Origin of the sequence: Alteromonas sp. KUL106 (genome assembly GCF_009811415.1) — a bacterium.
In the GTDB taxonomy this organism is placed as follows: domain Bacteria; phylum Pseudomonadota; class Gammaproteobacteria; order Enterobacterales; family Alteromonadaceae; genus Alteromonas.
The window spans coordinates 39,559-55,456 of the sequence record NZ_BLIG01000007.1; the positions used below are offsets into that span (position 1 = coordinate 39,559).

The window sequence follows — 15,898 nt, forward strand, 5'->3', positions numbered from 1 at the left end:
AGTTAGCGTTTTGCTAGCACTCGCCATTTCATACTAGCAGCATCAGCGCACTCTTATATTTTCACCCATAAAACAAGCACTAGTTGAGGGCAATATGAAAGGACATTATAAGAATATTTTATGTGTGTTAAGCGATGCTCATCGACAAGATGACACGGTCGCACAAGCACTTCATATCGCCAAAGCACATCAAGCCTCACTCACCATAATGCTTTCCCTAGAGGCCTTACCCCCGAATGCCAGCATGGTAATGGAGTCGTTTTCATACATTGATTCTCAGCAATCTATGGAAACGCAAGCTAAACACTGGCTAAAAGAACAAGCTGAAAATTGGGGTGAACAGTACGATATCTCAACCGCAGTTACGGTAGGCCAGCCATTAATTGATGTTGTACGCTATGTGCTTCAAAACGGTATTGATTTGGTGATAAAAAGAGCTGAAGAGAGTTTTTTAGATAAGCTGTTTGGCAGCCTAGATATGCGCCTTTTCAACAAGTGCCCCTGTCCTGTATGGATTATCAATCACAAGCCTCGTAGCCAATATAAAAATGTCGTAGCGGCGCTTGATTTAAATTATCACTATCCGGCGCATGAGGTATCTATCAGACGGGACTTGAATAGAGATATATTGCAACATGCCGCGCAGATAGCACTACTTGAGTTCGCTCAACTGCATATCGTTCATGTATTCGATGCTGTACCTGAAAATATAGCAAGAGACGGTTTTATTACTGTAGACAACGACAGAATGGAAACGGATCTTGCCAAAATACATACCGAACGCGAAGACGAGTTAGAGAGATTACTAGAGGAATTATCAAAGGAACTCGATGATAATGTTTGGGAATATTTGAAACCTCAAAAACATATTGTTCACGGTTATCCAAGAAGAGAAATTGCCGCTACGACTACATCACTTGATACTGACATCATTGTGATGGGTACCGTATCGAGGTTAGGCGTACCGGGATATATCATGGGCAGTACCGCTGAAGAGACTATTCACCAGATAAAATGTGCAGTGGTTGGCGTAAAACCAAGAGGCTTCGAGAGCCCTATCACAGCAGATTAACGTTAGACACAAAACAAAAAGCCGCATCTTAATGCGGCTTTTTAGTGCTAACTGTTCACAAGCATAGCGATTATTTACGCGACGCCAAAAGACGCTTTAAGAATATAGAAGAAAATAATCGATAAAATTGCACCTGCTGGTAGGGTAACAATCCACGACACAACGATATTTCTTACGATACCCAGATTGAGAGCAGACACCCCTCGCGCTAAGCCCACACCCAATACCGCGCCCACCAGTGTTTGCGTTGTTGAGATAGGTAAACCGGTTCCCGATGCAATCACTACCGTGCAGGCAGCAGCCAGTTCAGCAGCGAAACCGCGGCTTGGCGTTAAGTGCGTTATACCCTGACCTATCGTCTTGATAACGCGATGACCAAATAACGCAAGACCGGCAACAATACCTAATCCGCCGAGAGGAAGGATCCAAGGTGCAAGGGTTGTGCTTGAGTTAATTTCACCGCCGCTAGTAACAACACTCACTACGGCAGCCAAAGGTCCTATTGCGTTAGCAACATCATTCGAGCCATGGGCAAATGCCATACAACACGCTGTTACCACCATAAGAAGCGCAAAGACTTTCTCGACATTCGCTGCCTGAAGGTCGGCATCTTCAGAACCGCTGAATCTCATGCGTCCAATAAACCATTTACCCATAACCCCTAAGGCTACAGCAATAGCGACCGCCAATAGATACCCGTTAACTGCGCTAAGCTCTAAGCCAACATGTTTAAGGCCTTTTTTGATTGTAACGAGCGACATAACGAAGCCCGCTAATGCCATATAAAACGGCACATAGCGTTTCGCATTCATAAACGGTGAGGCGGTTTGGAATATTAACTTGTGCGCACTCATGAAAATAAGGTAGGCAATAACCCCTGAGATAGCCGGTGTGACCACCCAACTTCCTACAATACCCCCTACTTTATCCCACGCTACAGCGTCCATACTCACGCCTGTTGCTGTGAAGCCGATGATAGCCCCAATTATCGAGTGAGTTGTAGAAACAGGCCACCCCAACCAAGATGCAACTGCAAGCCAAATACCGGCAGCAAGAAGTGATGAGATCATACCCAATACTAAGTATTCGGGGATATCTATGAAATAGGTTGAATCGATAATCCCTTTTCGAATAGTAGATGTTACTTCGCCACCCGCTAGGTAGGCGCCAGCAAACTCAAATATCATTGCAATGATAATGGCTTGTTTAATTGTTAAAGCTTTAGAACCTACTGACGTGCCCATTGCGTTAGCAACGTCATTTGCTCCAATACCCCATGCCATGACGAATCCAACGCCAGCGGCAAGAATAATAAGAATTAGGCCATAACTTTCAAAAAATTCCACGGATAATCGCTCCCGGTCTAAACGCGATTTAGGCTGGATGCTACTTGAATAAATAGCATATTCTCTTCACCCAACGGGCGAGAGAAAGAAGTTAAAGACAAATTGTGTTTGATCATAAGGTTCGATTAAATTTTGCACGATCTGTTCTTGGCTGCGGCGCATGATAACGTAATCATCTTAGAAGCCATAGTGAAAATCACGGAAAAACGATAAAAGTATGTGGAAATGTTTGAATACGATGATAAAACCACCAAATATTTCAGTTTTATGACAAATGAATTTCTCAAACACGCGCACAAGGTCATATAGACGCAACGACACACTGACCATTTGGACAAGTTTACGTCAAATCTTCTAACTTCTGCTGCATATTTTCTAGCGGCGTGTGCCGTACATCTGTTCCGCGAGTTAAGTAAACAACATATTCACAGACGTTTTTACATCTATCACCTATTCGCTCTAGCGAACGCATCGCCCATAAAACATCCAGCCAATCCTGCATATCTTCCGTACTTTTCTGCATTTCTGATGTGGTATAAGAAAGCAGCTTTTTATATTCGCTATCAATACGATTATCTTGTTCATATACATCGAGTGCCGCAGCTTCGTCTTGGCGTGCAAACGCATCAAATGTACCACGCATCATCGCAGCCACTCTCTCGCCAATGACCAGCATACTGCTCTTGATAGTATCTGAGCTAGGCAGTTTGTTGCGGGTAACGAGTTTTGCAATGCGCTCAATTTCATCGCCCATGCGCTCAATATCGGTAATGGCTTTGGAAATCGTCATAATTAAACGCAGATCACTGGCGGTAGGATGGCGCTTCGCAATAATACGCAAGCACTCTTCATCAATTTGAATTTCCATGGAGTTGATTTTCAAATCGTTTAATACCACTTTCTCGGCCAATGCTGCATGATTATGCTTAACGGCCTTCAGTGTATCCACGAGCTGCTGCTCAACCTCGCCTCCCATGGTCAATACCGAGTTACGTAAGTTCTCCAACTCAATATTGAAGGTCCCTGATATATGAGTATTTAATGCTACTTGTCGCATGATAATCTCTCCTAACGCCTTAACCCTTGATTCGACACAGCACTACCCCTGCTCGCAACGTGCAGCACCAAAGATTCGTTGGACACATAAGTAATAAGGCTAGCCATAGCGCCCGGTGATATAGTCTTCTGTTTGTTTCTTTTCAGGCATGGTGAATAGCGTATCACTGTCTGCATATTCTATTAATCTGCCCTGATGAAAAAAGGCGGTATAGTCGCTCACACGTGACGCTTGCTGCATGTTGTGCGTCACAATAATGATGGTGCACTGTTTTTTTAGCGAATCCATGAGTTCTTCAATAAACAGCGTAGTAAGTGGGTCGAGTGCCGAAGTGGGCTCATCGAGTAGCAGAATATTAGGCTTGAGGGCTAATGCTCTTGCAATGACTAAACGCTGCTGCTGACCGCCAGATAAAACATGGGCTGACTCAAACAAGCGATCTTTTACTTCATCCCAAAGCGCCGCCTGTTTGAGCGCACTCTCTACGGCGTCGTCAAGGTGCCGACGCACTTTTATTCCTTGCAGCTTTAATCCGTAACACACATTTTCATAAATGCTCATTGGAAACGGATTAGGACGCTGAAACACCATACCCACATTCGTCCTTAGACGAGAAACGTTGATTTTTCGACTATTGATATTTCTACCATCAATAATAATCTCACCATTGTACTTACAGCCGTCATATAAATCGTTCAGACGGTTGAAACAGCTGATAAGGGTGGATTTGCCACACCCGCTCTGGCCAATGAGAGCCGTAATTTTGTTTTTAGGAATACGCATGCTGATGTCGTTTAACACATGCTTATTGCCAAACCACAGGTTGAGATTCTTCACCTCTACAGCAGTGTCCTTATCGCCTATGTCATTGACGTTCAGTGTATTGTTTTCAAACAACTTCAACATGCTACTAAAACCTATAATTATCCTGCGAGATAGCGTTTGCGCAAACGAGCTCTGAGTAAAACAGCCAAAATGTTCAAAATGAACACCACTATGAGTAACAATAAACAGGCGGCAAACATCATACTTGCACTTTTACCATCAGTCTGGCTATGAAAAGCGCCATCATAGATGAGAACCCCAAGGTGCATAAATTGCCTATCAAGATGCAAATAGGGAAATTCACCATCTATTGGCAAAGCGGGGGCAAACTTCACGGCACCCACTAACATGAGGGGAGCAACTTCACCGGCGGCCCTGGCAATAGCGAGTATGACGCCCGTCATAATACCAGGCGATGCAATGGGTAAAACGGTGCGAACGATGGTTTCTATTTTGGTTGCGCCTAACGCATAACTTCCGGTTCTTAATCCCTCTGGCACCCGTCGCAATCCTTCCTCCGTTGCCACAATCACCACAGGTAACGTTAAGATAGCCATCGTTAGCGCGGCCCAAAAGATACCCGGACTCCCCATCGTAGGCGACGGAAGTGACTCACTAAATAGCAATTCGTCAATACTGCCACCCAAGGTATAAACAAAGAAACCGAGTCCAAATACGCCGTAAACAATGGAAGGGACACCCGCCATGTTACTCACGCTTACCCGTATAATAGTCGTCATGGCGGAATGGGGCGCGTATTCACTCAAGTATATTGCAGCCAATACACCAAAGGGAGTCACAATAATCGTCATCAAGAACACCATGAGCACGGTTCCGAACAAAGCTGGGAATACGCCGCCTGATGTGTTGGCCTGTTTTGGGGAGTCTACGAGAAACACACCGACTTCAGAAAACACGACTTTCCACTTTTCAAACGTACTTAGCCGACTGACAAAGTCCACATCCTGAATATTTGAAATGGGAATAATAAAGGGCGATTGATCAGCAAAATTCACCAACAACTTGTACTCTGCTCGCGTTCTCTCTAATGCCTCTATGCGTGTCTGATATTCTTTAAAAGACGCAACCAGCTTTTCTCTAGCCGGCGCATCTGCAACAACATTTCGCTTATCAAACTGTGCAAGTGCCTCATGGATAGGGGCTAACTTTTGCGTATTGAGTGCTTCGATTTGCGTGGTGATCTGCGCCACTTCATCGATTATGGCGTTGATATTCTCAAGCCCCTGAGGGGACATAGCAGGTACGATAATATGCTTGGGAACGGCAAGGACTCTTCTTCCATCTCGAAATTTGATCTCGGCGCTCTGTGTTGCGAGGTTAACGCTGACGACCTGCTCGTTCACTAGTTGCTTTTGTGAGCCATAAGGATGCAGGCTGTCGGAATAATGAAGTCTAATGTCCTCGTTTGATGGTTCATCAAAAATATTGGCGAACACAGAGAACCTTTCTCCATCGATCTGTTTTCCCGTTACCATGTAAATAGGTTCTGGCCAAAAGTAAGCCATACCTCTTACTCCAATAAGAACGAGTACACTCACCAACGCAATCAGAAGCAGACTCGTAAAAAAGGCCGTTAAACTGATAACGAGAGACTGGCGCTGAACTGCGTTCAAGCCAAATGATTGGCGACTAAGCATAATGTTGTCTGCTCCTGAGTCGCTGTCGTAGAAGTTCTGCGATTGTGTTGACCATAAAGGTGAAAAGAAACAGGATACAGGCCGTAAAAAACAGAATTTGATAATGGGCAGAGGTGACTTCAGCCTCTGGAAGTTCGATTGCCAAATTAGCAGTAAGTGCCCGCAAACCTTCAATTAATCCCCAGCTTGATATGGGAGTATTCCCCGTTACCATAAGTACTATCATGGTTTCGCCAAATGCCCGGCCAAACCCCAACATGATTGCTGCAACAATACCGGGTAAAGCAACATGTAAAACAACGTGCAAAAGGGTTTGCAATCGGGTGGCACCAAGGGCAAATGAGGCATGTTTTAGGTCCATCGGAACCCCGTTGATAGCATCTTCAGCGAGTGAATATATACTGGGCGATATCGCCACTCCCAACGCCAATGCCACCACGATAGTGGTTTTGCCAATTGGGCTATCCGACTCAGCAGCTAATACGGAGAAGCCTTCAACGCCAATCAATGAAAAAACTATAGACGGCGCGAACTCCACACTGATGACCCCAAGCACAAACACGCCACCAAGAGCAAAGAGTAATTCAGCACCGTGCCTGAGTCGCTTAGGAAGATAGTTCGCTACCTGGCGCTGCACGAGAGCAACAGCAATTAGCACAAAAGGGATAACAATAAGAAAGAAGGCAAAGGAAAAGAGAAATTGCTCCGCTTTAGGTGACAGCCAAATGGCAGCGATAAAGCCGATAAGTACGCTGGGAATTGCTTCTAATAATTCTATTGCCGGCTTGAGCAAATTTCGCAAGCGACTTTTCGCAAAAAAAGCCGTATAAATCGCTGCGCCAATCGCGACAGGAATCGCAATAATTAGTGCCAGTAGAGAGGCTTTAATACTACCAATCAAAAGCGGTGTTAAACTGAATTTTGCCTCTTGATAGTCAGATGCACTGGTGGTTTGCCATACTGTTCCTTCACTTTCGTATCCTTCGTAATGCTGAGGCTCAAACAGCGAGGCCCAGGTCGTAATGCCGCTTAAATTTTTCCCTTTCCACACTGACACTGTATTGTCAGAAAAACCATAAAGCTTGTTGCCATACCAGATTATATCCGCGGCCGAATTATCAAGCTTTTGCTCTGATACCACATCACCAGAAACACGATTAATGAGCAGTAATCTTTGTTTATTGGTTAACACCGCCACCAAGTTGATGCTGGCATGCTCAGCAACGTCTATCACACTCTCGCCAGGCAACGAAATGTGGTAGGTCTGTTCAAAGGTAAGGCCGTTTTCACTCTTACTGAAAACCCAACGAGTAAGGGTTTCCGATTTGCGGTTCATTAAAAAGAATGTCCGCCCTTTTGCGAGGGGGAACAGAGCCTGCTCATCTAACGTCAACGCTTCAACCCCTACAACGGGAAGTAATGTCGTATCATCATCACGTAGCCTGTTGATAAATAGCATTTCGTCGAACTGAAGAAGCACGCTTTCACTACCAGGCAACAAGACCGTACGCGCAACGTTATTAAATCGTTTATCAATAAAAGTGGTTGGCTGTTGACGATTGATCCATCGAACGAAAACACTATTCCCACGAGAAATGGATACCACCGCCCACTTAGAAGATAACGTAAAGTCCCACTCCTCACGCTCACTCCATTCCTCTTTGGGAAGGGAAAAGCTCATTATACTGGCAGGTCCTGTTTGGGCAGTCCGTGCTAACGTATTTACGGCCTCTTTATCGTCAATGATGAAAGATCTAACCGGCAACACCCTCACTTGTGCATTTGGAGAAACATCTACGATGTAGTTTTCTCCCCGATCAGTGTGTGCAGACAACACGTATTCACATGGGCGAATATAGTCGTGAATACTTACTAATACGTTCTCATCAAGTTGTTTCAAGCTTAAACGACAGTCTTGCTCTTGGACGAGCAAGGGCTGGCTGTTAAGGAAATCGCCAGCGCTAACAATGCGTTCATCTTCAGGGATTGTGTATGTAGCAATGAAGTTTAAGCTAGGACGATAAGCTAGCGGCAAAGCTTGAATGATGAGGTGAGTAATAAGAATAACGAGCGTCAACAAAACAAGGCCGCCGAAGCCAGACACAATATAGCGTGCTTGCTTGTCGCTGCGCTGGCGTTTCTTGTTCATGCTATTGCTGTCGAGAGTCATGCGATTGTTTAGTCATTCTTATTTTCGAAATTCTTCTTTTTTCAGAAGAATAACCCTAAATTGCACTGGTGAGCAGTGTAAGTTTTGTTATGCTAATAGCAAGTGAAAGTTTATAGCATTACCTTCGCGCAACTTACTCGGCGCCTATGGTATTACCCAATAGAAAGACGATCAAAAGTTTTTCTCTACCGGTCCAATAAGGAGCACCACATGCAATCATTGGTTATAAGTATTATGGGTAAAGACAAGCCTGGTTTAGTAGATACACTCGCTAAGTGCATTTACAAACATGAAGGCAACTGGCAGGGATCAAGTTTCGCGCATATGGCGGGTATGTTTACTGGCTTTGTAGAAGTGCATGTAACAGACGAAAATAAGCAAAGCTTAATTGATGCACTCGATGCCATTACCGATTTATCCGTCCAATCAGTTGCCGTTACAAGCGAACAGAATAACAACAGCACAAAATTAACAGTTGATGTGATGGGGAACGATAAAACAGGTATCGTTCAGGAGCTCACATCTGTGCTTAACCAATTTAACTTGAATATTCTAACCTTCGCTTCACATTGTGAAAGCGCGCCAAATTGGGGAAGTCTCATTTTCAAAGCCAAAGCAGAAATTGCTGTTCCTGAAGATTTTGATGATGGCGCTTTGCAAGATGCATTAGAATCGCTGGCGAATGACTTAGTCGTAGACATCACGGCAAAGCGCTAGTGCGCCCAATCAGTTGTTATTCGCTTTATCGTGATTAATACCAAAATACAATGTATTGATAAGGTGACGGAACCACCGCAACGTGCCTGAACTTCTCACACTAGGTACGTTCTGTCACAGTAGTGTCACCGACTGATGGCAGTCTTTGACCATTTTTATGAACGCAAATTGAGACATTATGGATAACGACGTTTTATATTATCCCAAAGAATTAAGCTGGCTTGCATTTAATGAACGGGTGCTTCAGGAAGCCGCGGATAAAAACAACCCTGTTATAGAACGAATTCGGTTTCTTGGCATTTATTCTAACAACCTTGATGAATTCTATCGCGTTCGCGCGGCCGACGTGAAGCGCCAGATAACTATCGCGCAAAATGATGGAAACGAAGAAGAGGCCGAACGCCAGATCGACTTGATGGCCCAAATTCAGAAAAAGGTGGTACAGCTTTCTGAAAAGTTTGACCAAATTCATAAAGAAGTGGTTAAAGCGCTTGCCCGATACAACATTCATATTCTGAGAAAAGACGACTTAGACGATTATCAAAAGCAGTGGGTTCGCAATTTTTTCGTGAACAAGGCGCTTCGCCACATTGCCCCTATTTTAATTGATAAAAAAACTGACTTACTCAGTCGGCTGAACGGCACGTCGGTATATTTGTATGTTGCGCTGAGAAGAAATGAACGCAACCCGAGATTCGCTGTAATTCAGGTACCGACGACTGAAATGTCGCGTTTTATGCTAATACCGCCGCAAAAGAGTAAGAAGAAAAAGAGCATTATTATGCTCGATGACATGATACAGCTATGTATTGAAGATATATTCCGCGGTTTTGTGAAGTTCGATGAAATTGAAGCGTTTTCATTTAAAATGACGCGTGATGCCGAATATTCCATTAACGAAGAAATCGACGAGAGCTTCGTTGAAAAAATGTCGGAAAGTATGAAGCAGCGCTTAATTGCTGAACCTGTTCGTGTTATTTACGACACCGACATGCCAGAAGACATGAAATCTGACCTTCGCAAGCGCCTTAAGATTACGAAGCTAGATACCATGCACGCTGCAGGGCACTACCGTAACTTCAAAGACTTTATCGGCTTCCCTAATGTGGGTCGAGAATATCTAGAACATACGCCACTGCCTGCTATCGACAGCAAAGCCTTCTCGAAATACAACACCGTTTTCGATGCCATAACCGCGCGAGACATCCTGTTGTATTACCCGTACCACCGTTTCCTGCACTTTACAGAATTTTTGCGTCAGGCGGCCTTCGACCCGAATGTTAAAACCATACGCATCAATATTTACCGTGTTGCCAGTAATTCGCGCATTGTGAACTCATTAATTGACGCAGTAGACAACGGCAAAAAAGTAACGGTTGTAGTAGAACTTCGCGCTCGGTTTGACGAAGAGGCAAACATTGAATGGTCTAAGCGCATGACCGATGCGGGTATACGGGTGGTACTTGGTGTGCCCACCCTTAAAATCCACTCTAAACTGTGTATTGTGACCCGTGAAGAACGGGGCAGCATGGTGAACTATGCGCATTTCGGTACAGGTAACTTTAACGAAAAAACCGCAAAAATTTATACTGATTACAGCCTATTTACCCGCAATCAAGAGCTGGCTGATGAAGGCGTCGCGGTGTTCGACCTTATTCAATATCCTTACCGACGTTACAAGTTCCAGCATCTTCAAATATCGCCACTGAATGCCAGAACGAAAATTCAGTCGCTTATTCGCCAAGAAATTCAGCATTTGAACCAAGGTCAGAGGGCGCAAATTACGTTCAAAATTAACAACCTGGTTGATAAAGAGCTTATCGACGATTTGTATCGCGCAAGCCAGGCTGGGGTTAAAATCCGCGGTATTGTACGCGGTATGTGTTCACTAAACCCGGGAATAAAAGGCATAAGTGAAAATATCCAAATTATCTCAATTGTGGATAGGTTCCTTGAACACCCTCGCGTAATGATTTTTGAAGGTGGCGGCGAAAGAAAAGTCTACATATCATCGGCCGACTGGATGACCCGTAATATGGATAACCGCATTGAAGTAGGCTGCCCTGTTTATGATAAGGGCCTTCAACAGCGCATTGTTGATATCATGGAACTACAATTTAAAGACACCTTAAAGGCACGAGTGATTGACAAGGATCAGAGCAACAAGTACGTTCGCAGGGGTAATCGTAAAAAAATTCGCTCACAAATAGAGATTTACGACTATTTGAAAAAGCTAGAAGACACTTTGTAGGATAGAAAATCAGTACATGACCCAGCACGAATCAGTTTTTAATGACGTGGAAACCCGCGAAGTCAATAAAGTCGCAGCCTTAGATATTGGCTCTAACAGTTTTCACCTAGTTGTTGCTCGCATAGTTGCCGGGTCTGTGCAGATTCTGCATAGAGTTAAACAAAAAGTGCGCTTGGCCGAAGGCCTTAACGATGACGATATTTTGTCTGATGAGGCAATGGAGCGCGGCCTTGCCATGCTAAAGGTCGTAGCAGAGAGTCTTAAAGGCTTTGAGCCTGACTCTGTGCGAATTGTTGCTACGCACACTCTGCGTAAAGCGCGTAATGCACGGGATTTTATCAGCGCCGCAAAAAGCATTCTTCCCTATCCCATTGAGGTGATTTCGGGCGTAGAAGAAGCCCGTCTTATCTACTCAGGTGTGGCACACACTAACCACGCGGATGGTCAGCAGCTGGTTATAGATATAGGTGGTGGTTCAACTGAGTTTGTTATCGGTGAAGGGTTCACACCGCTGCTTTGTCGTAGTCTCCAAATGGGTTGCGTTAGCTATACCAAACGCTTTTTCCCAAACGGAGAACTTAAGGCTAAAGCATTTGATCGCGCCATCACTGCGGCTCAACAAGAACTTGAATTGATTGATAATAAATATCGCAAACTGGGCTGGGTTCAGTGTATCGGTACGTCAGGTACCATTCGTTCCCTCTTCACCCTTTGTCAGCAAGACCGTTCTAACGGACACGATATTCCTGTCACGCTGAAAAGCCTGCGCAATTTAATGAAGCAGTTTGTCAGCGCCGGGCATGTAGACAAGTTAAGTTTCCCAGATTTAAGTGAAGATCGCCGCGTAGTTATCGCTGGCGGACTCGCTATTCTCATTGCCGTATTTAAAGCGCTGGAAATTGAGGGGTTGGTATACTCTCCTGCTGCCTTACGTGAAGGCGTACTTTATCAAATGGAAGATGAGTTACACCATGCTGATATTCGCGGCAGAACGGCCAGTAGCTTGGCAACGCGCTATGATGTAGACACCACCCAAGCCACCATGGTGCTTAACACAACGCTTTTACTTTTTAACGAAGTTGAAAAGGCTTGGAAACTTACAGGCCGTGACTTCAAAAACATGCTTGGCTGGGCAGCTTTACTTCATGAAGTCGGCATGCAAATTAACTCTCGCGGTATACAAAAACACAGCGCTTATATTCTTGGTAATGTGGACATGCCAGGGTTTACGCAAGAACAACAACTACTGCTAGCCACACTAGTACGATTCCATAGAAAAAAAATTCGCACCAGTGAACTTCCCACGTTTAATCTTTTCGATGAGCAATCGGTAAAACATTTAATAGCCTTACTACGTTTAGGCGTGCTGCTGAACATTAAGCGCCAAGAAGGGTTTGTACCTGACCTTATTGTCCAGGTAGAAAAGAGCGAACTTACTATTACCCTTCCTGACGGCTGGTTGGATGAAAAGCCCATTATTTCTGCAGACCTGCTCAGAGAAAGCCACTACTGGAAAGCACTGGATTTAAAACTCACTATTGTGCCTGACATTACGCAATTACATCCCACGGTAGAATAAACAAACATCGTCTATCAAAAACTCAACCTGTTCTTGTTATAGGCAAATATCAGTAGTATTTGCTAAAAATATCAAGCCGCTTAGATAATTGCCCACCCAGATGGGCGAGTTTAAAATGTCCGTACTCTTTGTTGTGCCACCTTGATGTAGGACCACTATACCCGCGGTAACACGCCACGATCGCGAACATTTTGAGTCTTGCTGATTGGGTAATTATCTATGCGGACTGGTTTAACATAGGTATACTGCTTTTACGTTCTATCTTATCTAAATCAGCAAATAGCGTTGTTTGTATAGGTTCCTAAAAGTAGTTATGTTTCGTCGTGTCTGGATATATTTATTGCTGGTTGTAGTTCCGTCCGCTTTCGCATCGCCTGATCATGTCTACTTTCTAAGCGAGGTTACACCGCCCTACTATTGGATTGATGAAAATGGTAAAGCACAGGGCGTCAACGTGGACCTCGCAAATGCGCTAGAACCTCTGCTGCCATTCAGAAGTTCGTTAGAACACATGCCTTGGGCGCGAGCAGTGCGGGAAACACGTGAGAATCCTGATCGGGTACTCTTATCTTTATTAAAAACACCAGATAGAGAGAATGAATTTGAGTGGCTTTCTTCAGTCAATCATATTCAGGCCTCGCTCGTTCGCTTAAAGCGGAGAGAGACGGCACATGTCACTTCCTTAGAAGATGCAAAGCACTTTAGAGTGGGCTCAATACGCGGCTATGGTTCAGCTTCCTTTTTGCAGCAAGAAGGTTTTGAAGAGAATAAAAACCTTGCTTTGGTCGTTGAGCCTGCACAACTGTGGAAACTTCTTTATAAGGGACGCATCGATTTTGCACTCTCCAACTTTGACACGGGAAAGTATGAAATCAGTGACGCTGGGCTTAACCCTAACGACGCAATAAGCGAATATGTCATTGAAGCATTAGGTGCCGATCTTTTCGTTGCAACAGGTCTTAAGACTGAGCAAGACAAAGTGAACGCGCTTAAAAACGCGCTTTCTCTCTTAAAAGCGAATGGTGAGTATGCGCGAATACTAAGTAAATGGGGCCTAGAACCGATTGAATCGGCGCCCTAGCCCCAACATACTAATTATTGAGTTTCAGCTTGCGTACTTTGTGACTGCGCGGTGTCGTATTTTTTAAACCACGCCAAGATATTTTCAACTTTACCAATCATTCTGGAAGGCTTAGAAGCAATACCATGGGGCGACCCAGGCACTTTTACCAGCACGCTATCAACCTTTTGTAGTTTTAACGCTTGATAGAACTGCTCCGTTTCAGACATAGGTGTACGCTTATCTTCCACCCCCGTAATCAACATGGTAGGAGTAGTTACGTTTCCTACTAGCGATAGCGGCGAGCGCTTCCAGTAATGCTCTACGTTATCCCAAGGCATCCCCGGAAATTGGAAAGGAATTTGATATAGGCCCGAATCGGCGGTCAGCACTTTCGATAACCAGTTAATAACCGGTTTAGCCACCACGGCGGCCTTGAACCGATCAGTAAGACCAATCGCATAGGCTGACGCAATTCCACCCGCAGAACCCCCGGTGATAAACAAGCGTTCAGGGTCAGCAATGCCTTTTTCAATCAGTGCATCGACCCCGGACATGTGATCTGAAAAGTCATATTCCGAGCTGTACTTTCCTTGCAGGAGCAAGGCAAAGCGTTCGCCATAACCTGTACTGCCTCTATGATTATCGTAAAACACCACATAACCCTCAGCTGCCATGCGCTGAAGTTCAGCGGTGAATACCGGGCCATAGGCAAGATTCGGCCCACCGTGAATTTCCAAAATGAGCGGGTAGGTTTTCGAGCTGTCATAGTTTGGTGGCAGAATGTACCAACCTTGGATCTCTTCACCATCAATAGACGATTGATAAATAATCTCTTTCACTTCACCAAGCTGCTTATGGCCTAAAACGTCTTCATTCAGCGCTGTTAACTGCTTCTCTTTTCGCGTTGTCACAAATAAATCCGCTGGGCGATCGGTCTGTCCCTTCGTGTAAGCCACGACATCGCCGACGGCGTGATAAGTGCCAAACACATAAGGTCGCCCTAACGTGGTGCCGCCAAGTCCCTTAGCAACCGTCTTCACATTCCCCGACAGCGATACCACGTCTACCTGCGCTAGACCGCGAACAGATTGCTGGAAATATACGTGCTTATTATCTTTCCAGTGAAAGTTAGAGACCGAGTTATCAATGTCTTTCGTTAAGTTTTGAGCATCAGTACCATCACTTTTCATCACGTACAAATAGCTATTTTTGTACATCACTTTTTCGTCATCGCGACGAGCGAAAGCTATATGCTTTCCGTCAGGCGATACGACAGGCGATGATTCTAGACCTTTGTCGTTTGTAAGTTGCTCGATATTTCCCATCATATCCACAGAAAAGATATCGCCCTCTACAGGCTCATATTCCCAGTTGTCACTGCGGTTGGCAGAGAAATAGATTTTATCGCCATCCGGAGAGAAGCTTAATTGCCCATTGTGGTGATAGTTGTCTGCAGTGAGCTGTCGTGCTGTGCCTCCGTCAGCGGGAACAATAAAAATATGGGTGTAAGCGGGTTCAAGAATCCCGCGTCCATCAGCTTGATAGCGAGCCTTGGTGATATATTGAAAGTTAGGAGACCATTTTGCGCCGTCAGGCTTTTTAGGCATCTTAACGTCTAGTGGCTTTTCTTTGGCGTCCACGCTCATAGTAAACGCAATATATTTACCGTCTGGCGACCAGGTGATGTTGTTAGGGCTAGCGGTGACATTTGTAACGAGCGCCGTTTGACCCGTATCCATCCAGCGCACATACAGTTGAGGTTTACCTTCTTCGTTAGAAAGGTAGGCCAAACGGCTGCCGTCTGGTGACCAGCGAATAGAATAGTAACTCTTTTTCGATGAAAGTAAGGGACGGTGCGATTTTCCATCAACCGACGCTAGCCAGACGTTAGCTCGACTACTGTCTGACATAATGTCATTCGACCTGCGCACATAAGCAATATATTTGCCGTTTGGGGATACCTGAACTTCGCTCACATATTCCAAATTAAAAATATCTTCCGATTGAAAAAAGTGGTTGCTGTCGATAGCAGCAGATTGTTCTTCCGTGTTTGCCAATACGGTCGCAGGCTGGGTTAACGTGCCTAGGCTAAATAGTACAGCCCATATCGCCTGCCTTGTGCTCTTAGGCGGGTACCTATGATTTCTAATAAAAGACATA

The 15,898-nt window shown here is 44.8% G+C and carries 11 protein-coding genes; 5 read left to right on the plus strand and 6 right to left on the minus strand.

What is annotated here, in order from left to right; all coding sequences use genetic code 11:
• Nucleotides 1-94 precede the first annotated feature (94 nt).
• Nucleotides 95-1,072, plus strand: coding sequence for a universal stress protein (locus tag GVO63_RS03045; protein ID WP_159490576.1), 978 nt, complete (start codon nucleotides 95-97; stop codon nucleotides 1,070-1,072).
• Nucleotides 1,073-1,146: 74 nt separating this feature from the next.
• Here GVO63_RS03045 and GVO63_RS03050 read toward each other — a convergent pair whose 3' ends face one another.
• The 5 genes from GVO63_RS03050 to GVO63_RS03070 all read right to left on the minus strand — a co-directional run bounded on the left by GVO63_RS03050 (nucleotide 1,147) and on the right by GVO63_RS03070 (nucleotide 8,128).
• Nucleotides 1,147-2,418 (minus strand): inorganic phosphate transporter, encoded by a 1,272-nt coding sequence (locus GVO63_RS03050; RefSeq protein WP_159490574.1) that lies wholly within the window; start codon nucleotides 2,416-2,418, stop codon nucleotides 1,147-1,149.
• A gap of 340 nt (nucleotides 2,419-2,758) precedes the next feature.
• Entirely contained in the window at nucleotides 2,759-3,475 is a 717-nt protein-coding gene (phoU, locus tag GVO63_RS03055) for a phosphate signaling complex protein PhoU (protein WP_159490572.1), read from the minus strand.
• A gap of 99 nt (nucleotides 3,476-3,574) precedes the next feature.
• A complete protein-coding gene (gene pstB / locus GVO63_RS03060; RefSeq protein WP_159490570.1) occupies nucleotides 3,575-4,381 on the minus strand; it encodes a phosphate ABC transporter ATP-binding protein PstB in 807 nt (268 codons plus the stop codon).
• Nucleotides 4,382-4,398: 17 nt separating this feature from the next.
• A complete protein-coding gene (gene pstA / locus GVO63_RS03065; protein WP_159578079.1) occupies nucleotides 4,399-5,958 on the minus strand; it encodes a phosphate ABC transporter permease PstA in 1,560 nt (519 codons plus the stop codon).
• Nucleotides 5,951-8,128, minus strand: coding sequence for an ABC transporter permease subunit (locus GVO63_RS03070; RefSeq protein ID WP_159578080.1), 2,178 nt, complete (start codon nucleotides 8,126-8,128; stop codon nucleotides 5,951-5,953). The genes pstA and GVO63_RS03070 overlap by 8 nt, the downstream gene beginning before the upstream one ends.
• Nucleotides 8,129-8,338: 210 nt before the next feature.
• On the opposite strand from GVO63_RS03070, the gene GVO63_RS03075 reads away from it, so the two are divergent.
• The 4 genes from GVO63_RS03075 to GVO63_RS03090 all read left to right on the plus strand — a co-directional run bounded on the left by GVO63_RS03075 (nucleotide 8,339) and on the right by GVO63_RS03090 (nucleotide 13,756).
• On the plus strand, nucleotides 8,339-8,845 hold the full coding sequence (locus GVO63_RS03075; protein WP_159578081.1) for a glycine cleavage system protein R: 507 nt from the start codon (nucleotides 8,339-8,341) through the stop codon (nucleotides 8,843-8,845).
• A gap of 178 nt (nucleotides 8,846-9,023) precedes the next feature.
• Nucleotides 9,024-11,096, plus strand: a complete 2,073-nt coding sequence (gene ppk1, locus GVO63_RS03080; RefSeq protein ID WP_159578082.1) for a polyphosphate kinase 1 — start codon at nucleotides 9,024-9,026, stop codon at nucleotides 11,094-11,096.
• Nucleotides 11,097-11,112: 16 nt separating this feature from the next.
• Complete coding sequence (gene ppx / locus GVO63_RS03085; protein WP_159578083.1) at nucleotides 11,113-12,675, plus strand: exopolyphosphatase; 1,563 nt, start codon at nucleotides 11,113-11,115, stop codon at nucleotides 12,673-12,675.
• A 313-nt stretch (nucleotides 12,676-12,988) separates the two neighbouring features.
• Nucleotides 12,989-13,756: an ABC transporter substrate-binding protein gene (locus GVO63_RS03090; RefSeq protein ID WP_159578084.1), complete on the plus strand. Its 768-nt coding sequence runs from the start codon at nucleotides 12,989-12,991 to the stop codon at nucleotides 13,754-13,756.
• A 14-nt stretch (nucleotides 13,757-13,770) separates the two neighbouring features.
• On the opposite strand, the gene GVO63_RS03095 is transcribed toward GVO63_RS03090, so the two are convergent.
• Complete coding sequence (locus GVO63_RS03095; protein WP_159578085.1) at nucleotides 13,771-15,897, minus strand: S9 family peptidase; 2,127 nt, start codon at nucleotides 15,895-15,897, stop codon at nucleotides 13,771-13,773.
• Nucleotide 15,898: the final 1 nt, after the last annotated feature.

Bases quoted from the DNA above. Each gene is read 5' to 3' on its own strand.
- GVO63_RS03045 (WP_159490576.1), top strand. From the start codon at position 95: ATGAAAGGACATTATAAGAATATTTTATGTGTGTTAAGCGATGCTCAT.
- phoU (WP_159490572.1), bottom strand. From the start codon at position 3,475: ATGCGACAAGTAGCATTAAATACTCATATATCAGGGACCTTCAATATT.
- pstB (WP_159490570.1), bottom strand. From the start codon at position 4,381: ATGTTGAAGTTGTTTGAAAACAATACACTGAACGTCAATGACATAGGC.
- pstA (WP_159578079.1), bottom strand. From the start codon at position 5,958: ATGCTTAGTCGCCAATCATTTGGCTTGAACGCAGTTCAGCGCCAGTCT.
- GVO63_RS03070 (WP_159578080.1), bottom strand. From the start codon at position 8,128: ATGACTCTCGACAGCAATAGCATGAACAAGAAACGCCAGCGCAGCGAC.
- GVO63_RS03075 (WP_159578081.1), top strand. From the start codon at position 8,339: ATGCAATCATTGGTTATAAGTATTATGGGTAAAGACAAGCCTGGTTTA.
- ppk1 (WP_159578082.1), top strand. From the start codon at position 9,024: ATGGATAACGACGTTTTATATTATCCCAAAGAATTAAGCTGGCTTGCA.
- ppx (WP_159578083.1), top strand. From the start codon at position 11,113: ATGACCCAGCACGAATCAGTTTTTAATGACGTGGAAACCCGCGAAGTC.
- GVO63_RS03090 (WP_159578084.1), top strand. From the start codon at position 12,989: ATGTTTCGTCGTGTCTGGATATATTTATTGCTGGTTGTAGTTCCGTCC.
- GVO63_RS03095 (WP_159578085.1), bottom strand. From the start codon at position 15,897: ATGTCTTTTATTAGAAATCATAGGTACCCGCCTAAGAGCACAAGGCAG.